Source organism: Bacillus sp. MMSF_3353 (assembly GCF_030733445.1).
GTDB lineage: Bacteria > Bacillota > Bacilli > Bacillales > Bacillaceae_G > Bacillus_A > Bacillus_A wiedmannii.
The window spans coordinates 277,893-301,181 of the sequence record NZ_JASHJA010000002.1 but is presented as its reverse complement, the minus strand read 5'-3'; the positions used below and the strand labels follow the sequence as shown (position 1 = coordinate 301,181).

18 protein-coding genes are annotated in these 23,289 nt (G+C 36.2%); 7 read left to right on the top strand and 11 right to left on the bottom strand.

Annotated features, from left to right (window positions below; genetic code table 11):
- Positions 1 to 11: 11 nt before the first annotated feature.
- On the bottom strand, positions 12 to 2,768 hold the full coding sequence (locus RBB48_RS06780; protein ID WP_306007477.1) for a DEAD/DEAH box helicase: 2,757 nt from the start codon (positions 2,766 to 2,768) through the stop codon (positions 12 to 14).
- Complete coding sequence (locus tag RBB48_RS06775; RefSeq protein ID WP_088064831.1) at positions 2,752 to 4,371, bottom strand: SWIM zinc finger family protein; 1,620 nt, start codon at positions 4,369 to 4,371, stop codon at positions 2,752 to 2,754. Before RBB48_RS06775 ends, RBB48_RS06780 begins: the two co-directional genes overlap by 17 nt.
- 158 nt (positions 4,372 to 4,529) lie before the next feature.
- Here RBB48_RS06775 and RBB48_RS06770 point away from each other — a divergent pair, with 158 nt between their 5' ends.
- Genes RBB48_RS06770 through RBB48_RS06760 form a run of 3 tightly spaced genes read left to right on the top strand, consistent with a single transcriptional unit; the run spans position 4,530 to position 7,972 of the window.
- The gene (locus RBB48_RS06770; protein WP_087985935.1) at positions 4,530 to 5,021 is read left to right on the top strand and encodes a zinc ribbon domain-containing protein; all 492 of its coding nucleotides are present in this window, start codon (positions 4,530 to 4,532) and stop codon (positions 5,019 to 5,021) included.
- Between the two features lie 5 nt (positions 5,022 to 5,026).
- On the top strand, positions 5,027 to 6,577 hold the full coding sequence (locus RBB48_RS06765) for a zinc ribbon domain-containing protein (protein ID WP_088064830.1): 1,551 nt from the start codon (positions 5,027 to 5,029) through the stop codon (positions 6,575 to 6,577).
- A gap of 12 nt (positions 6,578 to 6,589) precedes the next feature.
- Positions 6,590 to 7,972 carry a zinc ribbon domain-containing protein gene (locus RBB48_RS06760; RefSeq protein WP_088064829.1) on the top strand — a complete coding sequence of 461 codons (1,383 nt, stop codon included), beginning with the start codon at positions 6,590 to 6,592 and terminating at the stop codon, positions 7,970 to 7,972.
- A gap of 42 nt (positions 7,973 to 8,014) precedes the next feature.
- Here RBB48_RS06760 and RBB48_RS06755 read toward each other — a convergent pair whose 3' ends face one another.
- Together RBB48_RS06755 and RBB48_RS06750 are read right to left on the bottom strand one after the other, a co-directional pair.
- Positions 8,015 to 8,317: a DUF3910 family protein gene (locus RBB48_RS06755; protein ID WP_046955548.1), complete on the bottom strand. Its 303-nt coding sequence runs from the start codon at positions 8,315 to 8,317 to the stop codon at positions 8,015 to 8,017.
- A gap of 79 nt (positions 8,318 to 8,396) precedes the next feature.
- Positions 8,397 to 9,275, bottom strand: a complete 879-nt coding sequence (locus RBB48_RS06750; RefSeq protein ID WP_046955549.1) for a cell wall-binding protein EntA — start codon at positions 9,273 to 9,275, stop codon at positions 8,397 to 8,399.
- Positions 9,276 to 9,939: 664 nt separating this feature from the next.
- Between RBB48_RS06750 and opuD the strand changes: the two genes are divergently transcribed.
- Both opuD and RBB48_RS06740 read left to right on the top strand, forming a co-directional pair.
- On the top strand, positions 9,940 to 11,457 hold the full coding sequence (gene opuD, locus RBB48_RS06745; RefSeq protein WP_306007476.1) for a glycine betaine transporter OpuD: 1,518 nt from the start codon (positions 9,940 to 9,942) through the stop codon (positions 11,455 to 11,457).
- A 282-nt stretch (positions 11,458 to 11,739) separates the two neighbouring features.
- The gene (locus RBB48_RS06740) at positions 11,740 to 11,874 is read left to right on the top strand and encodes a hypothetical protein (RefSeq protein WP_000833067.1); all 135 of its coding nucleotides are present in this window, start codon (positions 11,740 to 11,742) and stop codon (positions 11,872 to 11,874) included.
- 193 nt (positions 11,875 to 12,067) lie between these two features.
- Here the strand turns inward: RBB48_RS06740 and RBB48_RS06735 are convergent, their stop codons facing one another.
- From RBB48_RS06735 to RBB48_RS06710, 6 genes are all read right to left on the bottom strand, one after another.
- Complete coding sequence (locus RBB48_RS06735) at positions 12,068 to 13,369, bottom strand: glycosyltransferase family 2 protein (protein WP_306007473.1); 1,302 nt, start codon at positions 13,367 to 13,369, stop codon at positions 12,068 to 12,070.
- Entirely contained in the window at positions 13,366 to 14,121 is a 756-nt protein-coding gene (locus tag RBB48_RS06730; protein ID WP_088064825.1) for a diguanylate cyclase domain-containing protein, read from the bottom strand. Before RBB48_RS06730 ends, RBB48_RS06735 begins: the two co-directional genes overlap by 4 nt.
- Before the next feature lie 262 nt (positions 14,122 to 14,383).
- Positions 14,384 to 15,595, bottom strand: a complete 1,212-nt coding sequence (locus tag RBB48_RS06725; protein WP_088064824.1) for a NupC/NupG family nucleoside CNT transporter — start codon at positions 15,593 to 15,595, stop codon at positions 14,384 to 14,386.
- A 346-nt stretch (positions 15,596 to 15,941) separates the two neighbouring features.
- Entirely contained in the window at positions 15,942 to 17,684 is a 1,743-nt protein-coding gene (locus RBB48_RS06720; protein WP_088064823.1) for a C40 family peptidase, read from the bottom strand.
- A gap of 209 nt (positions 17,685 to 17,893) precedes the next feature.
- The gene (locus tag RBB48_RS06715; RefSeq protein ID WP_088064822.1) at positions 17,894 to 18,778 is read right to left on the bottom strand and encodes a D-amino-acid transaminase; all 885 of its coding nucleotides are present in this window, start codon (positions 18,776 to 18,778) and stop codon (positions 17,894 to 17,896) included.
- 510 nt (positions 18,779 to 19,288) lie between these two features.
- On the bottom strand, positions 19,289 to 21,217 hold the full coding sequence (locus tag RBB48_RS06710) for an LTA synthase family protein (RefSeq protein WP_060488013.1): 1,929 nt from the start codon (positions 21,215 to 21,217) through the stop codon (positions 19,289 to 19,291).
- Between the two features lie 545 nt (positions 21,218 to 21,762).
- Here RBB48_RS06710 and RBB48_RS06705 point away from each other — a divergent pair.
- On the top strand, positions 21,763 to 22,128 hold the full coding sequence (locus tag RBB48_RS06705; RefSeq protein WP_000435500.1) for a YkvA family protein: 366 nt from the start codon (positions 21,763 to 21,765) through the stop codon (positions 22,126 to 22,128).
- A 50-nt stretch (positions 22,129 to 22,178) separates the two neighbouring features.
- Positions 22,179 to 22,670, top strand: a complete 492-nt coding sequence (locus tag RBB48_RS06700) for a metal-binding protein (protein ID WP_088064820.1) — start codon at positions 22,179 to 22,181, stop codon at positions 22,668 to 22,670.
- A gap of 117 nt (positions 22,671 to 22,787) precedes the next feature.
- Here RBB48_RS06700 and RBB48_RS06695 read toward each other — a convergent pair whose 3' ends face one another.
- Positions 22,788 to 23,105, bottom strand: a complete 318-nt coding sequence (locus RBB48_RS06695; RefSeq protein ID WP_087983179.1) for a magnetosome magnetite crystal formation protein family — start codon at positions 23,103 to 23,105, stop codon at positions 22,788 to 22,790.
- Positions 23,106 to 23,289: the final 184 nt, after the last annotated feature.

Sequence of the window (23,289 nt, the reverse complement as noted above, 5' to 3'; positions counted from 1 at the left end):
GCTCCTTTTGTTTATACACCAAGTAATTCTTTTAGTTCATCTGTAGATAGTTCGGTCATCCAACTATCGGTTGTAATGACAGCGTTGTTTAATGATTGTTTTCTTTCTAACATTTCATCAATTTTCTCTTCGAGTGTCCCCGTTGTAATCAGTTTATGAACGTGAACGAAGCGTTTTTGACCAATACGATATGCGCGGTCTGTTGCTTGGTTTTCTACAGCTGGATTCCACCAACGGTCGTAGTGAATGACATGGTTGGCAGCGGTTAAGTTTAAGCCAGTTCCACCTGCTTTTAACGATAAGATGAAAATGTCATACGTTCCGTTTTGGAACTGCTCGATCATTTTGTCACGTTCTTTCTTTGGTACACTACCGTTTAAGAAGAGGACGCGCTGACCGAAATGTTCTTCTAACACATTTTTTAGCATGTTCCCCATACCGATGTATTGTGTGAAGATTAAACAACTTTCATTTTGATCTTTTATATTTTCAATTAGCTCCATTAGCGTGCTCGTTTTCATGGAACGTTCGATGATGTCTTTTGGTTCTGTTTCTTTTAAATAAAGAGCAGGGTGATTACAAATTTGTTTAAGTTTGTTCAGCATGAGTAATATAAATCCGCGTCTTTCAATCCCACTTAATCCTTCTACATTTTGCAATGTATCTTGAACAAGTTGCTCATATAAGGAAGCTTGTTCACCAGTAAGTGGACAGTACGCTTTCTGTTCTTGTTTATCTGGTAAGTTTAATGCGACTGTTTGATCTTTTTTCGTACGACGCAGTAAAAATGGTGAGATAAATCGTTGAACTTGTTGGATTTTTCCTTCGTCACGATCTTTTTCAATCGGTGAGACGAAGCGGCGCTGGAATTGTCCTAAGCTGCCAAGATATCCATGATTAATGAAGTCAAAAATAGACCAAAGCTCGGAAAGTCGGTTTTCCATCGGTGTACCGGTTAAAGCGATTTTGTGAGTTGCTTGCAAGTTTCGTACCGCTTTCGACTGCTTCGTATGTGGGTTTTTAATATTTTGTGCTTCATCCAAAATAACAGCATCCCAGCATAACGTACTAAGTTCTTCTTCATCAAGCTGAGCTAATGCATAAGATGTTAATACAACATCTGCTGATTGAAGGAAGTCTTTAAATGATTCACCTTTCGCTCGGTTACTTCCATAATGTAACTGAACACGTAAATTTGGTGCGAAACGCTCAAATTCTTTTTGCCAATTTCCAAGAACAGATGTCGGTGCTACGATTAAAGCAGGGCCTGTTTGGAGATTGTTCTCTTTTATATATAGTAAGTAAGTGATCGTTTGAATACTTTTTCCAAGTCCCATGTCGTCAGCTAATAATGCTCCGAATCCAAGCGTTCTTAAATATAATAACCACTCAATGCCATGTTGTTGATACGGACGGAGTGTTGCGTTTAGTGCAGAAGGGACATCTACTTTTGGAATATCTCCAATGTGCAGTAGTTTTTGGAATAGTTCTTCATAATATCCATCTAGCTCGATTTCAATATCGGTAAATGGACTATCTTCTTCTACAATTTCTGTTTCAGCAGTGTTTGATAAATGTTGCTGAAGGACATCTTTCATTTCGAGTCCATATTTATCGGCACGGTTCATAAGCTTTCGTACTTCTTCAATAAAGGCTGGGTCCAGTCTCATCCATTGACCATTTATATTGAATAATCGTTTGTTTTGTTCAACGAGTTCGAAAAATTCGTTTTCTGATAAATCAATGCCGTTCGTTGAAATTCGCCAGTCAAAATTAACGAGTGTATTCATGCCAAAGAAAGATTGCGTTTGCGTGGCATTTTGCTTCAACTGCACACGTAATTTTGGTTTTGTCGCTTTTAAATTTTGCCACCAGGATGGCAGTAAAATCGTAATACCTGCAGCGAGTAATTCGTTACTTGCTTCTGTTAAGAAGTTCCACGCTTCTGTTTCAAAGAGCTCACTTCGGAATGCATCGCCTTCTTTTAACCACGGCACGAGCTTACTGAATCCTTCTTGTGTTTCAAGAATACGTTCTTCATAATCGTGCCATCGTTTTGGTAAAGAATCGATACTTTCATATACATATATTCGATGTGCCCCGCGCTTTGGTGTAACAATTGTCTCAAGCTTCCACATTTCAAATTCTTCTTGCGGCTCTTGTAGCCGTAGTCCAATTGTAAAGGGAAGGTCATCTTCAATGTAACCAATTTTTCGAAGCCAATCATCTTCATGTAGTGCTGCATCCAATTGTCTTTTCGTAAAGTCGTAATGTTCATAAAGTCTCTTGGCATCTTCCCATCCGTCGTTTGAACGGTTATCTTGTAATATGCCTTCATTTACCGCCGCCGAGAAAAGAGATGCCAATGTGTCATCTTCAATTGGGGTATTTTGCACTTTCCAAGATGGTTGTTTGGGCCAACGCTCCATATCAGGTACGAAGCTACCGCTTGTGAAGGCATCCCATAATTCGTTCGCATCTTTCGTAAGTGCTGTAATAGGGCCATTCATTTGAATATGGGCAAAGGAGTTCATCGGTTTATTAGCGATGTATTCAAATGCTTGTGCGTTTGTTAGCATAACACCTTGTTTTCCTTCAAAGGTCGCTTCCTTTAGAAACGTGCCGTAGAAGGAAGTGGAGTGCCATGTAAATGCATTTCGTTTCCAACTTGTTACGGATAATGGAGTACCGCTGTCATTTTCTCCCCAAAGGAACCAACCTTGACTAACGTGCTGGAGCCTAATTGTTACTTCAGTTTGATTGATCATCGATTAATTTTCCTTTCCGTAATTCCTCTTGTAGTGCACGCAGACGTGAATGTAAGTTTGCGATGTGAATAATGAAAGCATCCCATTCATCAGTACGCTTTAATCGTTTATATAATGTACGTAATTTCTTTAAGTAACGAACTGCACGTCTATATGATTTGCGGTTTCGCTCTTCAATGGCCTCGGTAGCAGCAAGGTGATAAAGAGGAAGGGCTGCTTCTGGTGCTTCCTTTTCAATATCTTTCAGTGGCTCTTTCAAAAGTTCAATTGCTTCAAACCCATGTAAGAGCTGAAGTTCTGCCCATGTACGATATTGCTTTTTCGCGAGTACGTATTGCTCATAGTTTGCGAAACTATATGGTAATAGCTCTTGCAAAATCATTTCGAGTCCGGCTTGTTCATTTGTATGGGTTGCATACGTTTCATACATGATGACAAATAAGCGAACGATATCTTTTATGAAAATCGTATTTTCGTGCTCATGTATCGTTTTCTTCACTTGTTTATACGTAAAGGAAAGCCAGTTTTTCGCACGATCCCACTGCATTGTATTTAATAGCTCTTCTAACCAATAGAAGTACAGACTTACAACAGAAGCAGGCTGTTTCTTTAGTAAGTCCATAGCTAATAGGTCTTCGTCATTTAAAAAGAGTAGATGAGAAGATGCTAATGCTTTGGAAAGTGGATTGATTTTCGTATCGATTCGCTTTTCTTCTTCTTTCAGTTTCTCTTTATTGTGTAAGAGTTCACTCCATATGTGACGATAAATAAAAAATCTTTCTTGCGTATAGGCGTCGGTGGAGAAGAATACTTCGTGAACGAGACGAGCTGTTTCTTGCAAAATTGCTTCAGACTCTGAAGGAATCGCTTCTGATTGTAAGTCCCGAACGATGGATTCCACTTTGTCTACAAATAAGCGAACGACGTTAACAGGCTGGTGATAAGAATACGTTTTATTTGCTTCGAAGTCCTGAATTTCTTCTAATAATTTTTGAAAGCAATAAAGCGCTGCATGTAGCCTGAACAACTCATGTATCGCAACGATACGCGGAGCTTTCCGCTCGAGTTTCGTATAGAAGTCTGTAAAAATACTCATAAGAAAATACATTTGTTTATAAGTAAGCCGAGCTTGTTCTTTTTTAAATGATTCATATTCGTTGTCAAAATACGATTGCCAACTTTTATAATCCGTTTCTTCAAACGCTGATGATTGCAATACTTGTCTTGCAGTTCGAATAGGAGGAAGGGAAGGTTTCGTATTATTTTTAAATAAAGTTAATACATCTCCTACTTGCCCGAAACTAGATGCTGCAGATAGTAAAACAGCGAGCATATGCTCACATTGCGTTGGTGCAAAGCAATCGCAATAGCTTTCAGCGACGTTACGAATCGGGATATGGACGCTATATACGCTGCCTGCAGCATCTACAGTTCCTGATAGCGTATAACCATCAAAGTCAACGTTGTAGACAACACCACTACGATATAGGTGCCGAGCTGTAGCGACATGTTCCTGATCAGCTGTTTGCTGTGGATCTAGTCCTTGAACGAACTCATTCGCAATCATCATAATTTCATCTTTCGTAATTGAGTGTTGCAGCATAATATTCCTCCGTACACATATTTCTTTCCTTTACCATTATAAACAAAAAATGCTCAAAACAGAAAAAATGAAATTTGGATTACATAAATTGAAAATCATGGTAATATATATAGTGTTAATTTTGTATATTACTATATATGTATAGGAGGAGAAATGGTTTGTCAGATTTACAGACGAAGTTAGGCAGTGGAATGAATAAGTTACAAGAAGGAATTGAGCAAGGGAAGATGAAGTTACAAGTTGCGCAAGAAATCGCTCAACTGAAAAAAGAAATGCAAGTGCAAATGCAGAAAAAGGCAGAGGTTCTATTAGAGATTGGACAACGAGTCTACGTTCAATTAAGAGGAAACGGAGTAGATGAAGCTAGCCTACAAGAAATGATTGCTCCAGTTCAAGAATTTGATGTAGCTATTTATCAAGCAAGAAAACGCATTGTTGAACTGCAAAAGCAACAAGGCGAGAAAGCTACATGTGAATGTGGTGGACCTTTATCAATAAATGATAAGTTTTGTGGTTCGTGTGGAAAGCCTAATCCAATGTTAGCGATAGAACATGAAGGTGAAACGACAAATTGTATTTCATGTAATGAACATATCGATCAAAACTCTACTTACTGTCCAGTTTGTGGGATTAAGCAAAGTGGGGAGTGAATTAGATGTATTGTCGCACATGTGGAAATCAACATGGTGAAGAGGTAAACTATTGCCCTAACGAAGGAAGTATGGAGATTGCAGGAGCTATAGAGGCAGTAACGTTAGAACAAGATACTGCAAAATACTGCAAAGGTTGTGGCAGTGAAAATGCTCAGCAAAATTTATATTGCCAAAAGTGTGGGCATTCTTTATTTATTGTGAAGAAAAAGGAACAATCTATCAAATTGCCTACAATGGACGGTACGCCTGAAGTTAAATTTACAGCAGATAAAGCTGTTTTAAAAACAGGTTTTATTGGTGGGGCTGTTGCAAGTATTCTCATGTTAATTGCTGGTTGGATTGGTAGTGTATTATTTGCTTCTATATTAAGTGAGATGTTTAGTAAATTTGCGAAAGAATTAGAAATGTTGCCAAGCTTTTATTCGAGTGCAACTTCTACGATGTTAAGTTATCATTTACTTGGTTTTACAGCTAGCGACGATAGCGGATTGATATTTTCTTTATCATGGCATACTCCATTTACATTACTATTAATCATTCCATTTATGATTTTCGCTGGTACAGGAATTTGGTTAGGAAAGCAGCGTGTTGCAAAAACGATTAAGGATCAAATCTTTATAGCAGCAACAGTTGGTATTATTTATGGTGTCTTTTTATTCATTATAAGTTTTATAGCATCACAATCTTTCGCAATTCCATTTTCAGAAGCAGGTAAGATTACGGTTGGCTATTCAGCGATTAAGAGTTTACTGAGTGGTTTTGTGTGTGGGACATTATTTACCTTAATAGGATTTATTGCTCATACAAGCAAAAATAATATGGCAGCAGCATTTCAAGAGTTAATGCCATATGGAGCGTCTGTTTATTACGGTATTTCAGCCATGATAAAAGGACTTTTAGTAACAGCAGTAGTAGTTTGTATTATGGCGTTAGTAAATAAGGAAGACAGTATTGAACCATTAAAAGAAATAACAACTTTAAAATCTGAAAGTACATTATTAGCATTAGAGTTAACACCTCAATTATGGAGTATGGCTCATTTTGCTCCGTTAGAAGTATCAAGTCCAGCACTTAGTAAGGAGTTTACTGGAATTGGTAAGAAATCAAAATCATCTGAGAGCACATTATCGTTTTCATTTATATCAGGCATCTCTGTAAATGGCGTAGTGGTTAGAGATATAATGATTTCAAAAGGAGCAAGTCAGGAAAGCCTTGCTGAATTTGATGAAGTGAATAACGTATTCCATTACGGTTTATTACTGCTTATTATTCCATTGTTCCTTATGTTTAGAGCGGGAAGAAAGTTAGCTGAATTATCGACTGCCAATATGTATATTGCATTAGCAGTATGCAGTGGTTCTTACACAATTATGATGATTGTAATGAATATGATTTCTAAGTTCCAAATTGATGTTTCAGGGACTGTAACAAGTTTGTTTGGAACAAGTGGAACGGTATTATCTATGCAAAATTCATTTGTATATTTAACTTTGTGTAGTTTTATTGTGACATATGTAGCAGCATTTGTTGGAATGAAGTTAGCTAAAAAATAGGAGGAGAGCACGTTGAAGTTTTGTGGAACATGTAAAAAGAACGTTGCAGACCATTTGAACTTTTGTCCTGAGTGTGGGAGTAAAGTAGAAGTAATCGTCGATAACACTGCCGCTACATATACAGAAGTACAAAGCGAGACACAACCAGTGAAAAGTAAGAAAAATTTATTTTTAATTATTGGTTTCGCCATTATTATTATTATTTTATTATTTGGGGCATATAAATTTGGAGCATATAAGTTTTCAAAAGAAAAGCAAATAAATGTAATGATTGAAGCATTCCAAAAGAAAGATATTAATGCAATTGATGAGTTTGTGAAAGCAAATGATTCAAGCTTAAAGATTAAGACAGAGGATATTAAAGCGTACATGCGTTACTTAAAAGAGAACCCTTCTTACAATAAACAATTATTGTCTTATTTACAGAAAGAGACAGTAGATCAAAAGTTAACAAAGGATAAAAATTCGTTTAAAGATGGGGAAATTGTAGCAGAGGGAAAAGAGTGGTTCTTATATCCAAAGTATAAGTTTAGCATGAAATCTTATTATATGAGTGTTAGTACAACTGCAAAGAATGCAGAAATATATGTGAATGATAAAAAAGAAACAGAACTTTCTAGTGATAAAACTTCGAAAGAGTTAGGTCCATACTTCCCAGGTACGTATGTTGTCAAGGCAACAGCGAAGACAGAACTTACTGAATTAGAAACAGAGAAAGAAGTAGATTTAGCAGATGAACAGAGCGAGAAAGTGAATGTAGATTTATCGCTTGAAGGAAAGTATGTAAGCATTTCTTCTGATGAAAATGATGCAACCGTATTTGTAAATGGTAAAAAACGTGGGAAATTAAGTTATGGTAATTATAAACTGGGTCCTGTATCCACAGATGAAACAGTAGAAGTACATTTAGAGAAAACTACTGATTTTGGTGTAATAAAATCTGAAAGTGTTAAAATTGGAGACCAAAGCACGTATTACTTAAAATTCCCGAAAGAAACTTCAAGCTCAGCAGTTGGTGATTTTGTACGAAATCACATTTATAATAACGTACGTGCGATTTCATTAAATGATTTTAGTCTAATTGAAAATAATTATGATAAGAGCGGGAAATCGTATAAGGAAGACCGTGATTATATACAATATCTACACAAAAAGGGAATTACTGAAGATTTATTAACAATGGAAATTCGTAATGTAGAGCATCAAAGTGATACGAAATATAAAGTAACGACATATGAAGAGTACCATATTCGTTATGGTGATGGATCTGTGAAGTTCAAAAGTTTTAATAATGAACATATCGTTACTGTTAATGGAAATGGAAAGATATTGTACCATTCTCTTGGAGCGAATAATACGCTTAAGTCAGAGGAAGTATCTGGTCCGAACCGTTAATAAAAAAGACTATCTCATATAATTGAGATAGTCTTTTTTCGATTAGGAGCGCGTTTCCTTTAATATCGCTTGCACATATGGATCATGTAATATTTGTTCTATAATTGGTAACATGTTTTGTTCGAATGGAATATCGATAGGAAATGGTTTTTGTGAGCCGGGTTTGATTCCATATTGGACAATTTTGTAGTGTGTATTTTCTTCAAAGCTGAGCACAATTAATTTATATCGATTGTCATCGCCAGCGAGTGAAAAGTCAATGGAAGTAGCGTCGTATGTTACTTCATCTTTATATATATACGGTTTTGGTGTACCGATCCAGTCTACTTTTGCTTGTACATTCATGAACATAACCTCCTTATAGTTATTATAAAAAAATAAAAGCCAGCTCTCAACAAAGAGAACCGGCTTTAGCAGTCATTGGTTATTTTAAAATTTTCACTTTAACAGTTTTGCGTCCCCATTTTTGAGCAGCGCTATCTGATCCAAGTAGAATGTCGATACGGTTACCTTTAATTGCACCGCCAGTATCTCCAGCGATAGCTTCTCCGTAACCTTCAACCCATACTTTAGATCCTAATGGAATTACTTTCGGGTCAACAGCGATCATTTTCATGTTTGGGTTCGCTGTTAAGTCATGACCCATTGCAGTTAATACACGGCCACCGTATGTGCCACCGTTTTCGCTCGGATGAGCTGTATATGCTGTAGCTACAACTGTTAACTCACGACCACCAGAAGGTGTGCTAGTTTCAGCAGCTTTCACAGCAGGCTTAGCAGCTGGTTTTGCTTGTGCTGCAGGTGCTTGCGCTTTAGCTGGTGCTACAGTTTTAGCAGGAGCAGGTTGTTCTTGTTTTTCAATAACAGGTGCTGTACCTGTTAAGAAAGGAACGTGAACATAAGCTGTTTTCCCGTTATATTCAAATTGTAACCACTCATTTTGTACTTGGTTCGTTGTTTCGATCATATCGTCTTTCTTCAACGTTCCAAGAATTTCTGAGTTTGTGTTCGCTTCAGCACGTACGTTTAATACGTTAGCTGTTACGTAGTAGATGCTTTTTGTAAACTCTGTACTTACGAATGCGTCTTTACCATCTAAAGTGATTTTTGACCATCCGTTCTCTGTATTTTGAACATCTATTTTATTCCCGTTTAGTAATTTACCGACAACTTTTGATTCCGTAGTAGGGTTTTCGCGTACATTTAGTACGTCTGTTGTTACAACAGTTTCTGCATTAGCAGATGATGTGAAAATCCCAAGACCAAAAACTGCTGCTGTTGCTATTCCAATTAATTTTTTCATGATAGCCTCCATTGCGTTTGTTTTCGTGTCCTCATTATAGCAACAGATTTTTTCGGATTTCAGGAAAACACACAATTACAAACCATTCGTAATCAGTCGTTAACATCCTGTAATATAGCAAAAAATATAAGAAAGCGTTTTTCATTCTATATGATTAGTAGGTTTCTACTTATATTCAAAATATTTAATACAACATATTGTTTTCGGCGTAAATAAAAATGTTACAGGAGTATTACATAATGTTTACTAAACGATTACATTCCTTGAGTATTTTACCGTTTTATGGGTAATATAGTTATATAAACATAAACATTTCGTTTGTGAAACTATAAACACGTGCTATATACTAGCAAAAAAACCGCATAATTGTTACAAACAGAAAGGGTTGCAAGGAAGAAAAATGCCCTTTTTTACATCTGTAACACATCCTTTTTTGGGAAAACACATTCCCATCCGCATTTTTCTCACACAATTTGACAGCAGTATTTCGATCTTATAGCTCTCGCAGAGTAAAAAGATTATACGGAAGGTAAGGCTGTCCATAAGAATTCGAATTGGTGAAGGTGAAAGTAAGAAAATCACCGTGAAATTATAGTTTTCTATCCGATTTTACATATCGGAATTTATGTTATTTACAAAAGTGAAACCTACGAAGGGGGATTTGATGAGGAAACTGACAAAAACATTCATCGTATCATTAACATTATGTATTGCATTTACAATTTGGGGGATTATTCCCGAATCTATTATTGGAAAAGGTAGCCTAGGAAATGTAACGACTGCGATTCAAACGGTATTGGTTAGTAAGTTTGGATGGTTCTATATTATTTCTGTTTCTATTATTTTAGGTGTGTCTATCTTTTTAATTGTTTCGAAATACGGTTCTATTCGTTTAGGTAAAGATGATGATGAACCTGATTATAGTTATATGACATGGTTTGCTATGCTATTTAGCGCTGGTATGGGTATCGGTTTAGTTTTCTGGGGCGTTGCTGAACCATTAAACCATTTGTACGCACCTCCGTTTGGAGAAGGTACAACTGAGGAAAGTGCGCGCCTTGCATTACGTTTTTCATTTTTCCATTGGGGATTACATCCGTGGGGACTATATGCATTTGTAGCGCTGTGTATTGCTTACTTTACTTTTAGAAAAGGAAAAGCAAGTACAATTAGTGCGACAGTAGGTCCGTTATTCAAAGACGGGGAACATGGACGTATTGCTCATTCATTTGATGTGTTAGCTGTTTTCGCAACTGTGTTTGGTGTCGCAACATCATTAGGTCTTGGTGCGAAACAAATTGCTGGTGGTGTTAGTTATTTAACATCTATCCCGAATTCATTGCCGACACAGTTAGTTATTATTGCAATCGTAACCGTGTTATTTATGTTATCTGCGCAAACAGGTCTTGATAAAGGAATTAAATATTTAAGTAATGCGAATATTATTTTGGCGTTTGCACTTATGATTATTGTATTATTTGCAGGTCCAACAAACTTTATTATGAATTACTTCACTTCAACAATCGGTTCTTATATTCAGGAATTGCCAAGCATGAGCTTCCGCTTAAGTCCATTAGATGAAGGCGGAAACCAATGGATTCAGTCGTGGACAATTTTCTATTGGGCATGGTGGATTGCATGGTCACCATTCGTAGGTACATTTATTGCTCGTGTTTCACGAGGACGTACGATTCGTGAGTTCGTTATCGGTGTGTTACTCGTACCGACTGTAATCGGTGCGCTTTGGTTCTCTGTTTTCGGCGGGACTGGTATTCATATGGAACTGTTTGGTGGTGCACATATCTTTGAAAAAATTAAAGAGATGGGAACAGAAGTAGGGTTATTCGCTATGTTTGATCAGATGGGAAGCTTTGGATCAGCTTTATCTGTTCTAGCTATTCTTCTTATTTCTACATTCTTTATTACATCTGCAGATTCTGCGACATTCGTTTTAGGAATGTTAACGACACATGGTAGTTTAAATCCACCAAACCGCATTAAAATGATCTGGGGTATCGTTCTAGCAGCGTTAGCTTCTATCTTATTATATGTAGGGGGATTAGAAGCCTTACAAACGGCAGCTATCATTGCAGCATTCCCATTCGTCTTCGTTATTTTCTTTATGATGGCAGCATTGTTTAAAGAGTTACAAAAAGAAGGGCGTATGAAGCGTCATAAATAATAGAAGGAAAAAGAGCTGATTTTGTATCAGCTCTTTTTTATATAGAAGGAATTCTAATTGCAAGTCAGGGAAATAAAATACTTTACTATGTGAGTAGTATGCCTTTTATACGAAGAAAAATCGATACATTTCGACAATGTTCGATATCTTGCGGATTCTATTTGTATTTTTGACAAAAAATTGTCGGAAATGTGTTGTCACGTTTATGTATATGTGCTATATTATTTCCTGTAAGCGATTTCAAATAGTTTTAAAGCGCATTCAAGGGGGACATCTAGAATAATGAAACGTTACGAAAGAAAGTGGAAGCATATTTGTTTGAAACGTGTGGCACATCGTAGTGTCCAAGAAAGCACGGAACCTAAGACTGAAACGCGCAAAGAACAGCAAGAGAAGCAATTGGTTCTACAAAAATAGCAATCACTTTTTCGTATATAAATGAAGGTCAATCGTTCGTTGGGGGATGGACGTGAAATTACTTTCAGCTAAGGGGTATTGTCTGATATATATAATTTATACGGCAATAAATCAGCACAGAGCATACGGCGCTCTGTGCTGATTTTTATTTACAAAATAAAAATCAGTGGGAGTTCTCCCACTGATTAAAGTTTTACTTTTCTTTTTTGAATCGAACTGTTTTATCCCAGCCAATGACTTGTTTCTTGCTCTTTGCACGTAAGTATAAAATTAAGCTGCGAATGAATAAGTACGTAAAGAGCTGTGCGTACGTAAAGTACATGATAACACTAATAAAAATATTAGTTGGTGTAAAGGTTCGTTCCACACTCTGGGCACTAAATAATTGAGAAATATATGTAATATATGCGACATACCACATAAATAGTAGCGGAATGCTATATTGAATTTGGAATATCCCGAGTAAGCCAATTACAAACCAAACGTTCGAGATGATTAAGAATAGCCAAAATACAACATACACTAAAACTTGTTGTAAGGAATGGACGAGAAGTTTTCCTTTAAAGAAACTTAAGGAAGAAAACATTTTTTCTAAAATGTACAAGTTCCCTTGGAGCCAACGTGTACGCTGCTTAATAAGGATTTTTAAATGCTCAGGTTCTTGTTCCCATGTAATTGATTCTGGAACGATCGGTAAGAGATAGCCTTTTTGTGTAATTCGTAATGTTAATTCAGCGTCTTCTGCAATTGCATACGGGTCATAGCTGCCAAGTTCTTCTAATGCAGAGCGACGAAGAAGCATATTTGTTCCTGTTAGTGAACCTGTTTGGAATAGTAACCAGCGTCCTGATTGCATAAGGAGCTGGAAGATTTGAAATTCTAATGAAATCATTCGTGTTAGCCAGTTTCTGTTTTCATTTACAGTACGAACGTGACCAACAGCTCCAACAGCATCCTCGGTTGTTTCAGCGTGTTCTACAAGCATTCGCAGTGCATGTGGTTCAGGCTGGTTATCTGCATCATACACACAGAAGTATTCACCATCTGAAATACTAAGACCGTAGTTTAATACACGCGATTTCCCTTTTGGTTCACCCGCTGGAACACGAATGTGACGAATATGAGCATAAGCTTTGTCAAAATCGTCACCAATTTCAGGTGTCTCATCTTGAGAGTTATCGTTTAATAAATAAACAGTTAGTTTACCTGGATATTCAATCTTTGCCATCGCCTCTAAAGTATCTTTAATAACGACCCCTTCATTGTGGGCTGGTATTAAAATGTCGACGCTTGGATAATGTTCTAGCGTACGATCTTTTCGTTTACTATTTCGGTGAACTAAACCTGCGAGTGTTAAGAAAGAATAGTAAACAAGTAAGGCAGAGAATAGAAAGGCTGTAAAGATAAGTATATACTTAATCGAAAATGTGATACTAATCCAAAAAACGAGTACGCAAAACAGAAGGAATAAAAGCAGTATAACGAGTGTCATCATAATAACGTCTTTCCTTTGTTCCCAATTTGCTCGCGTGAAATTTGTATATCTTGGATCGCTTCAGCAGCAAGCCATTGCTCCATTTTTGGCTTTAGACGGCTCATTACAATGTCAGCACCGGCTTCATTTGTGTTTTGTAATAAAATAACTAGCTTATTATTATCGTATTCAGCAGCAAGATCAAAGTCATCTCTTATCGTTTCAACTAATAATGAAGCTACACGGTTCATAACACTTTCCTTCGTATATTTACTAAAGGAATTGAAATCAAAGTAAATAATAATACCTGTTTCGTTACGACGATTCATTGCAGTGATTAATAATGCTTGTCGTCTTTCGAATTCTTGTCTTGTTAATAATTTTGATTCTCCAATGTATTGTTCTAACGTTCTCACACGTTTGGTTAATTCTTGATTTTCATGAATAACCTTCTTTAATAAATGAGTTGAGATATATACGATGAAGAAGTTTGCTGCCATTAGGAAGTGAGTAATAATGTATTCCCATTGTTCCGATGTACTCCATAAGTAAAGCCATGCTTGGTAGAACAGATAGAATACCGAAGTAATGGTTCCTAATATAAAAAGAACAAATGCGGTTTTATCAGTCAATAATAGAAATAGTACATTAACAATTACATATATAATTGTAAAAATGAGAGCATGCTCATATTGCGTTACATGTACAGTTGTAAAATAAAATAAAATTTGTAAAATCCACATAGAGAGGACTTTATAGAAGTTATTTTTCACAAAACTTTCCTCCTTAAAGGTAATTCATGCAAGGATACTTGTAGTATGCACAATTATTAAGAAATAGACCGGATGACTAGATTCTTTTGGAGAGAGCAACAACAAGTAGTATCTCTCTTTTGCAAGAAAAAATAAACAGACTTACTAATTATTGTATCATAATGTTCTTATATTTAAGCATAAAGTATTTAATATATATCGAAAAAATATACAACATATAATAAAAAGCCCCCTCTTTAGAAAGAGGAGACTTTGCATCATTTTATAGGAACATCATACCTGCAACTGCTGCATTTAAGAAGTTTGCTAATGTACCAGCGATAACTGCTTTAATCCCTAACTGTGCAATTTGTTTACGGCGAGTAGGAGCTAATGTTCCTGTTACACCTAATTGAATTGCGATAGAAGAGAAGTTTGCGAATCCACAGATTGCGAATGTTAAAATTAAGTTTGTTTTTGCAGAGAACTCTGCCATGTGTGGTCCTAAGTTTGCGTATGCAACGAATTCGTTGATTGCAAGTTTTTGACCGATAAAGCTTGCTGCTTGTATAGCTTCACCAGGAGAAACCCCGATTAAGATTGCAAATGGTGATAGTAAGTAACCGAAGATTAAATCAAGGCTAAGTTTAATATGGAACAGAGAGCCAATTAATCCTAACAGACCATTTAATAAAGCGATTAATGCGATGAAAGCCATTAACATTGCTGCTACGTTAATAACAAGTTGCATACCTTCAGATGCACCACGTGCTGCTGCGTCAATAACATTTGCATCTTCACGTTCTGTAGAAAGTTCAACGTTATTATCTACTTTTTCTGTTTCTGGCATAATTAGTTTCGCAATTAATAAACTTGATGGAGCTGCCATAATTGCTGCTGCTAATAAGTGTTCTAACGGAATACCCATTGCTGCATAGCCGACAAGAACTGATCCGGCAACAGCTGTCATACCGCTTACCATAATAGTGAAGAATTCACTATTTGTTAAACGTGCTAAGTAAGGTTTGATTAAGATTGGAGCTTCAGTTTGTCCTAAAAATACAGTTGTTACTGAGTTTAAACTTTCTGCTTTAGAAGTTCCAAGAAGTTTACTTAATGCGCCACCAACGACACTAACAAATCTCTGCATAATACCGAAATGATATAAGATTGCAACTAATGAACTAATAAATACGATTGGAAGTAGTGCTTGAATGAAGAAAACAAATCCCCAAGGGCCTTTTGCGTTGACTAAATCCCCAGCAACGAACTTAATTCCCTCGTAAGAAAAATTAATTAATCCTTGAACGCCATCTGCAGCGTATTTTAAACCTGCTTTTCCGGCATCCCATCGTAATACGATAAATGAAAATGACATTTGTAATGCTAGCGCGATTAAAATTGTGCGCCAATTAATAGCTTTGCGGTTGGAAGATAGTAAGAAAGCAATTGCTAATACTCCAATCACGCCGCCAATTCCCCATAAAAGATTCATGCAGTGTATGCTCCTTCCTCATAGTAAAAAAAGTGTATAAACCAGTTGTCTATACGTTTACGAATATAACATCTTAAGTAACTTATCATAATGGACATCGGAGGTCAAACGTCTAACGAAAAGTTTAAATAAAAAGAAAATTCTTTAAAAAAACACATATAAAATGATTAGACATGAAATAGGTTATGTTTTTTATGTAAAAATATACATTATGATAACGTTATGGAGTGTTTTTGTAGAATATAGTGTATGAAATAGGGAAATAGATACATTATTTTTTCGGGGATATAGGTGACATATATTAAAAAGAGCCTTCTAGTAATCTAGAAGGCTCTAAAAATATAACTTAAGGTGCTTTTGTGTATCCTAAGAAATGGCTCTTCCAATAAGAGTTACTTAATGAAGCGATTGCTACACCTTTATCTCCGGCTTGGATAAATGATCCGCCCCCAAGGTAAATACCCATATGAGAAGGACCTGCTTTATAAGTATCTTTGAAATAAATTAAGTCACCTGGTTGTGGATTTGAAGTTTGTGGTAGGCTACCCCAATATCCTGCAACACTTTGACGACTAATGTTATGACCAAATTTCTTAAATACGTGGTAGATGTAACCACTGCAGTCAACACCAGTAGCAGAAGTACCACCCCAAACGTATGGTACGCCTTGCATTCCTTTTGCATATGCAAGTATGGAAGAACTATCACCACTATTATTGCCTGTATTATTGTTGTTATTGTTTTGATTGTTATTTTGGTTGTTGTTAGGCTTATTATCTACCGCGCCACCAACTGGTGTTTTAGAAAGGTAACGTGTTCCGATGTAACCAGTTTGACCGTTGTAGTTAATTTTGCTCCATCCAGAGTTTTCAGAGATTACTTGAACCTTCTGTCCTTGTGGAAGTGCCCCTATGATTCTATAATTTGTACCTTCGCCGCTACGTACGTTTAGTGCAGAAGCATTAATGTAGTAGTCACCAATTGCACCTTGATCAGGTTGTTTTGGTTGTTCAGGAGTAGCAGAGCCACCTTTAACGAATTTTACAAACTCGCTACTAACGAAGCCTGTTTTTCCTTGATAGTTTACTTTAAACCAACCGTTTTCAGATCCAACTACGTTTAATGTAGTACCATTTAACACGCCACCAATTACACTATGGTAAGCAGCAGGGCCTGTACGAACGCGTAGAGATGTTGCGTTAACAACGTAAGTACCGCCAGTTTGAACAGTTACATTATTGTTTTGTTCTTGTTTGTTATCTTGGTTGTTTCCTTGTGTAACGTTGTCGTTAGAACCGCCTTTTGTTACGTAGTCTTTGCTTACGTAAGCAGTTTGTCCTGCATAATTGATTTTGAACCAATCTTGAACTTCTCCAACAACTTGCACAACTTGTCCTTTTGTAACAGAAGCTACAGTTGTATGAGAAGTGCTAGGACCTGTACGAACACGTAGGGAAGATACATTTACTGTATAGTTTCCGCTTGCTGGTTTTACAGATTCTTGGTTGTTATTATTTGTATTGTTGTTTGAAGAACCTGCATTAGAAGAAACGCCAGATACGAATTCGCCACTTACATAACCTACTTGTCCATTATGGTTGATTTTCACCCAACCATTTTCTTGGCCGACAACGTTTAACGTTTGTCCTGCATATACACGCCCAGAAACAGAACTAGAAGTGTTAGGAGCTGTACGCACACGTAATACATCGGCAGTAACTTTATTGTTCCCACCTGTTGTACTTACATTAGAATTGCTTGCTCCATTTTTTGATACAAATTCGCCACTAACAAATCCTGTTTTTCCATTAATGTTAATTTTGAACCAACCATTTTCTTCGCCAATCACATTTAATGATTGACCGTTATAAACACGCGAGATGATGTCGTGAGAAGTGCTTGATCCTGCACGAACATGTAATACGCTAGTGTTTACCGTATAAGATGAGCTGTTTGATGCGGAAGCTTGGACAGTTTGTGTAGCAGCTTTTTGTGTATTTTGTTCAGGGGCAGCTTGAACACTATCAAGTGTAGGTGCTGCTCCTCCTGCTACAGACACTGCCGCAAGACCGGCAAGGTATTTTTTCATAATTTGTCGATTCCTTTCTGTCTGTAATATAGTGAAGAAATATTTACCAACTGTTAAAAATTCTAAAGAGCATGTCGATTACTGTCAAGACTTATGCGGGAATCTGAATATGACAAAAAGATTACAAGAAAAAATCAAGGCATAAATTACACCTTGATTTCCATTTAAATACATATATTGAATGTAGAAAGGTTAGAAATTATTCGCGTTTAAGAAGATGACATATTGGATTGTAACAAGCTTTGAGAAAAGGATCTTTGCAACATTTTTGTGATAGGGCCAACTTGACCATCTTGGATGGCAGTTCCATCAAGGTGAGTCATCGGCAAAATTTCAATCGTCGTTCCTGTAAAGAAACATTCATCCGCTTGATAAACATCGCGAATGCTAAACAGTTCTTCTTTTACTGGAATGCGAAGGGTTTTCGCTAAAGAAAGGACATACTGACGAATGATGCCATTTAAAATAAGGTGATTGGCTGGATGTGTGTAGAGAGTTCCGTTTTTTATGAGAAAGAAATTAGAACAGCTTCCCTCAGTTACAGTACCATTTCGTACGAAAAGAGCCTCTTTACAACCTTTACGTTCAGCTTTCGTAGCGGCTAATACATTGGGTAATAAATTTAATGATTTGATATCACAGCGTAGCCAGCGGGTATCTGGTTCTGATATAGCACGTACACCATATTCAATCCATAACGCGGGTCTTTCTTTCTTCGTAATATAGGCATAGATTGTCGGCGGGACGTCATATGAGAATGTGTGGGTACGAGCTTGTACACCACGAGATACTTGTAAATAAATCGTTCCATCTTCGTAGAAATTATTATTTTCAATTAGTTTGTAAAGTAGGATAATAAGTTCTGCTTTTGAGAAAGGGAGTGATAATTCTATTTCTTCCATGGAGCGATATAATCTTGTGATATGCGGATCTAATAAGTGAAAGTTCCCTTTATATAGGCGAATAACTTCGTAGACACCATCTCCAAACTGCAAGCCTCTTTCTTCAAGTTCTATGTACGCGCGATGTTTTGTTGTATCAATAACTGCATCATTCCATAGTACAAATTTTTCGTATGCCAATTTCTGTCCCATCCTTTCGTAAGTGCATAAGTAAAGTGAAGCTTTCATTCATTTGGAATAAAAACCACTATAGTAATTTTTATGTGAGTACTTCTTTACATATGACGTATATGTATTTGTAAATGGTAGAGAAGTAGTAGGGATTTACAGCATTTTGTATATACAAATTCGAAAATGAGAAATAAGAATCCTGCTTTTGAATAAAAAAAAGCAACATTCTTATGGAATGCTGCACAAGGAGGGTAGCTATCTTTCATAGGGACATCGTCTTATTGAATGTTTTGTGTATGGAAACAAAACATATTGAAAGACAATTATAAGAAAGTAGAAATAAATGATTCATATATTTCTTTAAGGGATCTTATTACAGATGAGAGATAAGAAATATATAGAACCTTGCTTACATATTTTATTATAGAGATGTTTCGTTAATCCTATGTGAATATTTGGTAAAGGTTATGTAATGTTAAAGTTAATGAATATAAGTGATTGTATGGAGAAATATAAAAAAAGAGGCTGAGATTACTCAGCGCTCTTCTTTTCTTCTTTAATAGCTGTCTTTACTTCACCGGTTTTGGTCTTATTACTTTCAGAGAAGCGAAGTAAGTCACCTTCAATGATTTTGTCAGACATGTTCAATTCATTTTGGGCACGATCAATGAGTGGTTGAGATTCTTCTTTTGGTAATTGTACAACTTCGCTAGTAGTACGGTCGTAGAATGTACTGTTCGTGTACATGTACTTATCTGTAACGAAGCTACCGTCACGAAGAACAACGAATCCCTTATTATCAGGTGAGAATACATCATGACCGAATTGAACTTGATTCGTAGAATCTACACCAAGTAAGTTTAGAATTGTTGGTTTAATGTCAATTTCACCAGTTGGTTTTGAAATTGTTTTACCTTCTTTTTGACCTGGAACGTGAATAAACATCGGTGTTTTTTGTAAGTTCATATGGTCAAATGCAGTGATTTCTTCTTTTCCTAAGAACTGTGCCATTGCACGGTTATGGTTTTCAGAAATACCGTAGTGATCACCGTAGAATACGATAACTGAGTTGTCGTAAATGCCTTCTGCTTTTAGACGCTCAATAAAGTGTTTCATTGCTTCGTCTAAATAGCGAGCAGTTACCATGTAACGGTCAAATACGCCATCACCAGAATTGTATTCATCGATTAATTTCGTGCTGTCATCATAAGTGAATGGGTAATGGTTTGTTAAAGTAAGGAAGCGAGTATAGAACGGTTGCTTCACTTCTTTTAACATATCGATAGATTGATCGAAGTATTCGATATCTTTTAATCCCCAATTTAATTTCGTTTCTGGCGTAATCTTGTAGTCAAGCTCGTTGTAGTAACGATCATAACCAAGTGCCGGATACATAATGTTACGGTTCCAGAATGTTGCGTTGTTCGCGTGGAATACTGATGTATGGTATCCTTGCTCACGTAAAATTTCTGGAGTTGCTGTATATTCGTTATTACCGTGTGTGAAGAATACAGCACCACGATCTAATGGATACATTGAAGTATCTACTAAGAATTCAGCATCAGATGTTTTTCCTTGCCCAGTTTGGTGGAAGAAGTTATCAAAGTAATAACTTTCTTTCGTAAATTGGTTTAAGAATGGTGTAACTTCTTGTCCGTTAACTGTTGCACCAATTAAGAATGTTTGTAATGACTCAAGAGAGACAACAATTACGTTTTTCCCTTTTGCCGTACCAAACATATTTGGATCTGGTTTGCTTTGCGTTGTTTTTACGTAGTTCTCTGTTTCCTGTAATTTACTACCGTCAGCAAAAGCTTTTTGTGAACTTGATTTTGCTTGTAAGCCAAGATCATACACTTGGTGTACATATAAACCTAAGTTTTTAACAAGCATAACGCGGTCGAATGAACGTGTTAATAGTTCGGGACGCTCAGCTTCTGCAAGTCCTAAGTTTGCGAAGAAAATAGCAACTGTTGACACGAAGTATAGGGAACGCATTGGGCGTGCTACACGTTCTGTCGGTGCAAAATTCTTCATCTTCTTCAATAAAATGAAGAATACAATAATATCAGCAAATGCAAGGATAATTTTGTAGTTAAACAATTCTTTCACACTAGAACCTAAACTTCCAAAGTTAGATGTTTGTCCTAGTACTGGTAAAGTAACGAAGTCATTGTAGAATCCGTAGAACATTACGTTACCAACAAGAACGATTGTTAAAACAAAATTAATTCCAAGTGCTATATAGTTACGTTTTTTCCCTTTTGCAAATAATGCAAGACCAACAAGCAGTAATGATGCTGCTAATGGGCTAAGGAATAAAATGAATTCTTGCATGAAAGATTCAAGTTTTAAATCAAAGCTTGTGCGTGTAATAAGGTACGTCTTCAGCCATAAAGCTAAAGCTACGAATACAGTGAAACGCACATTTTGAAATTGTGATTTCAAGGTTTCTTTCATTCATTTCCACCCTTTCTCTATCAGGCTTGGTCGATTTTGGAGCGAAAAATGCTAAAATAAAAAATACATAGTTTTCTTGGCCATAATTAGAGGTTCTATATTCACCCATATACGACTATAACTATGCATACCCTTTTGGTTTCTTGTGCTGCTCATAAGCATAACGTCATTTCTGTATTATACAACAAAATTCATTTCTGAGAAACACTATAACATTTTACATTTTTTGTATGAGATTTGTCACTACCAGAGAAAACTTTAACATTCGTTTATATGTCCGTCAACTAGAAAATATAACAAAGGTAGAGCAGAATGTTCAGTGAAAGTGAAAATTTTTTTGTTGAGAAATAAGAAATGACAATGGGTGAGTGGTTATCTAGAAACCTATTATATGAAGGGAAGTATGTAAAAATTAACGAACACTTGTTCTTTTTTAGTTTGTTTGTTACAATGAAAGTTCATTGATAGATTATGTGTAATTTTGATGAACTTTTACTGATAACATATTGTAGCTTATTTCTTTAAAAAAATAGGGAGGCTTTTACATGGAACAAAAATTTTCAGTTGAAGCGTTTTGGAAGAAAGCAAAACATGTTGCAAAGCAAGCAGGGCAGTCGGTCATTTATGCAAGTTTATTATTGTTTTACGTTTTGCAAAGACCTGATGTTCCAAAGCGAGTGAAAATTATTGTGATTGGAGCACTTGCTTATTTTATTGCACCAATTGATGCCATCCCAGATTTCATTGCTGGAGTTGGTTATACAGATGATTTAGGGGCGTTAATGGCTGCTCTATTACAAGCGTCGTTATACGTCAATGAAGAGGTGAAAGATAAGGCACGAGTGAAGTTGGCAGAATGGTTTGGTTCGGATATAGACACATCCTTTATCGATCAGAAATTAGATCAGTAGGTGAGAACTGTCATATGGTGACAGGGCGAACGTAAGCGAGGAAGTGCATTATGCCATCAGGAAGAACGCATACGAAAATAAACTTAATATCCCTTCCGGTTGTTTTGTTTATGCTCTTTTCGTATGGATTAACAGACTTGGATTTTTTATTAACTTTTGCAATTGGCTTTTTAGTAGGTACTTCATTTTTAACGCCGGATTTAGATACATATAGTAATGCGTATAATAAATGGGGGTTCCTACGTATATTTTGGTATCCGTATAAGAAGGTCATGCCGCATCGATCCTTCTTTACACATACAATTATACTTGGTGATGTGATTCGTATTGCATACATGTTAATTGTGTTTTCTCCGTTTTTATTCCTATTAAATGTAATCGCGCTTGATGGGAATTTAATAGAAATTGCGAAGGAACATGAGGTTGAAATTGTAACGTTCGTAATGGGAATTATTGTAGCAAGTACGCTTCACATTATAGCGGATAAAGTGAATACGCGCCGCAAAAAAATGATGAGAAAAAAGAAGAAACGCAGAAGATAAAAAAACCGTCCCAAAAAGTATTTTGGGACGGTTTTTTCTTATTAAAAGATTGTCGTATCGCCGATAAAATTTCATTTATTATGATGCGTACTGTTTTAATCAAACGTTTGTTTAAACTTAAGCTTTCAGCACTTTAATACCTTTTACGATGTTCCAAATGAAGTAGTATAAGCTAATAATGCCACAAATACATAAGACAATCATTGCTCCAATTCCAAGTGTTACGTCTGGTTGATTCGATCCGATACCCATAATTCCTAGAATAATAAATCCAATAAATGACGCGATGCTTGGAATGATGTGTGTCCATAGAGCGCGTTTTGCGTGCGGTTTCGTTTCAGAATCGCCCACAATCCACACAATGATAGGGAATAAGATAGGGGCAAATAATACACTAAAGTATGATAAAGCTGCTAATATTTTGTTTCCGTTCATATATATCACCTCATAAATAATATCCGTTTTTATACCTTTATTATGCAGGAAATGTAGCGAGCTTCCTATCGATGAACATTACAAGAACGTGACGTTTTTGTAAGATTCTTATGATAAATAATAAAATTTTCAAAAAAATCTTTTTTAATGAAAATTGTTGTGATAAAATTAATGAAAACGTTTT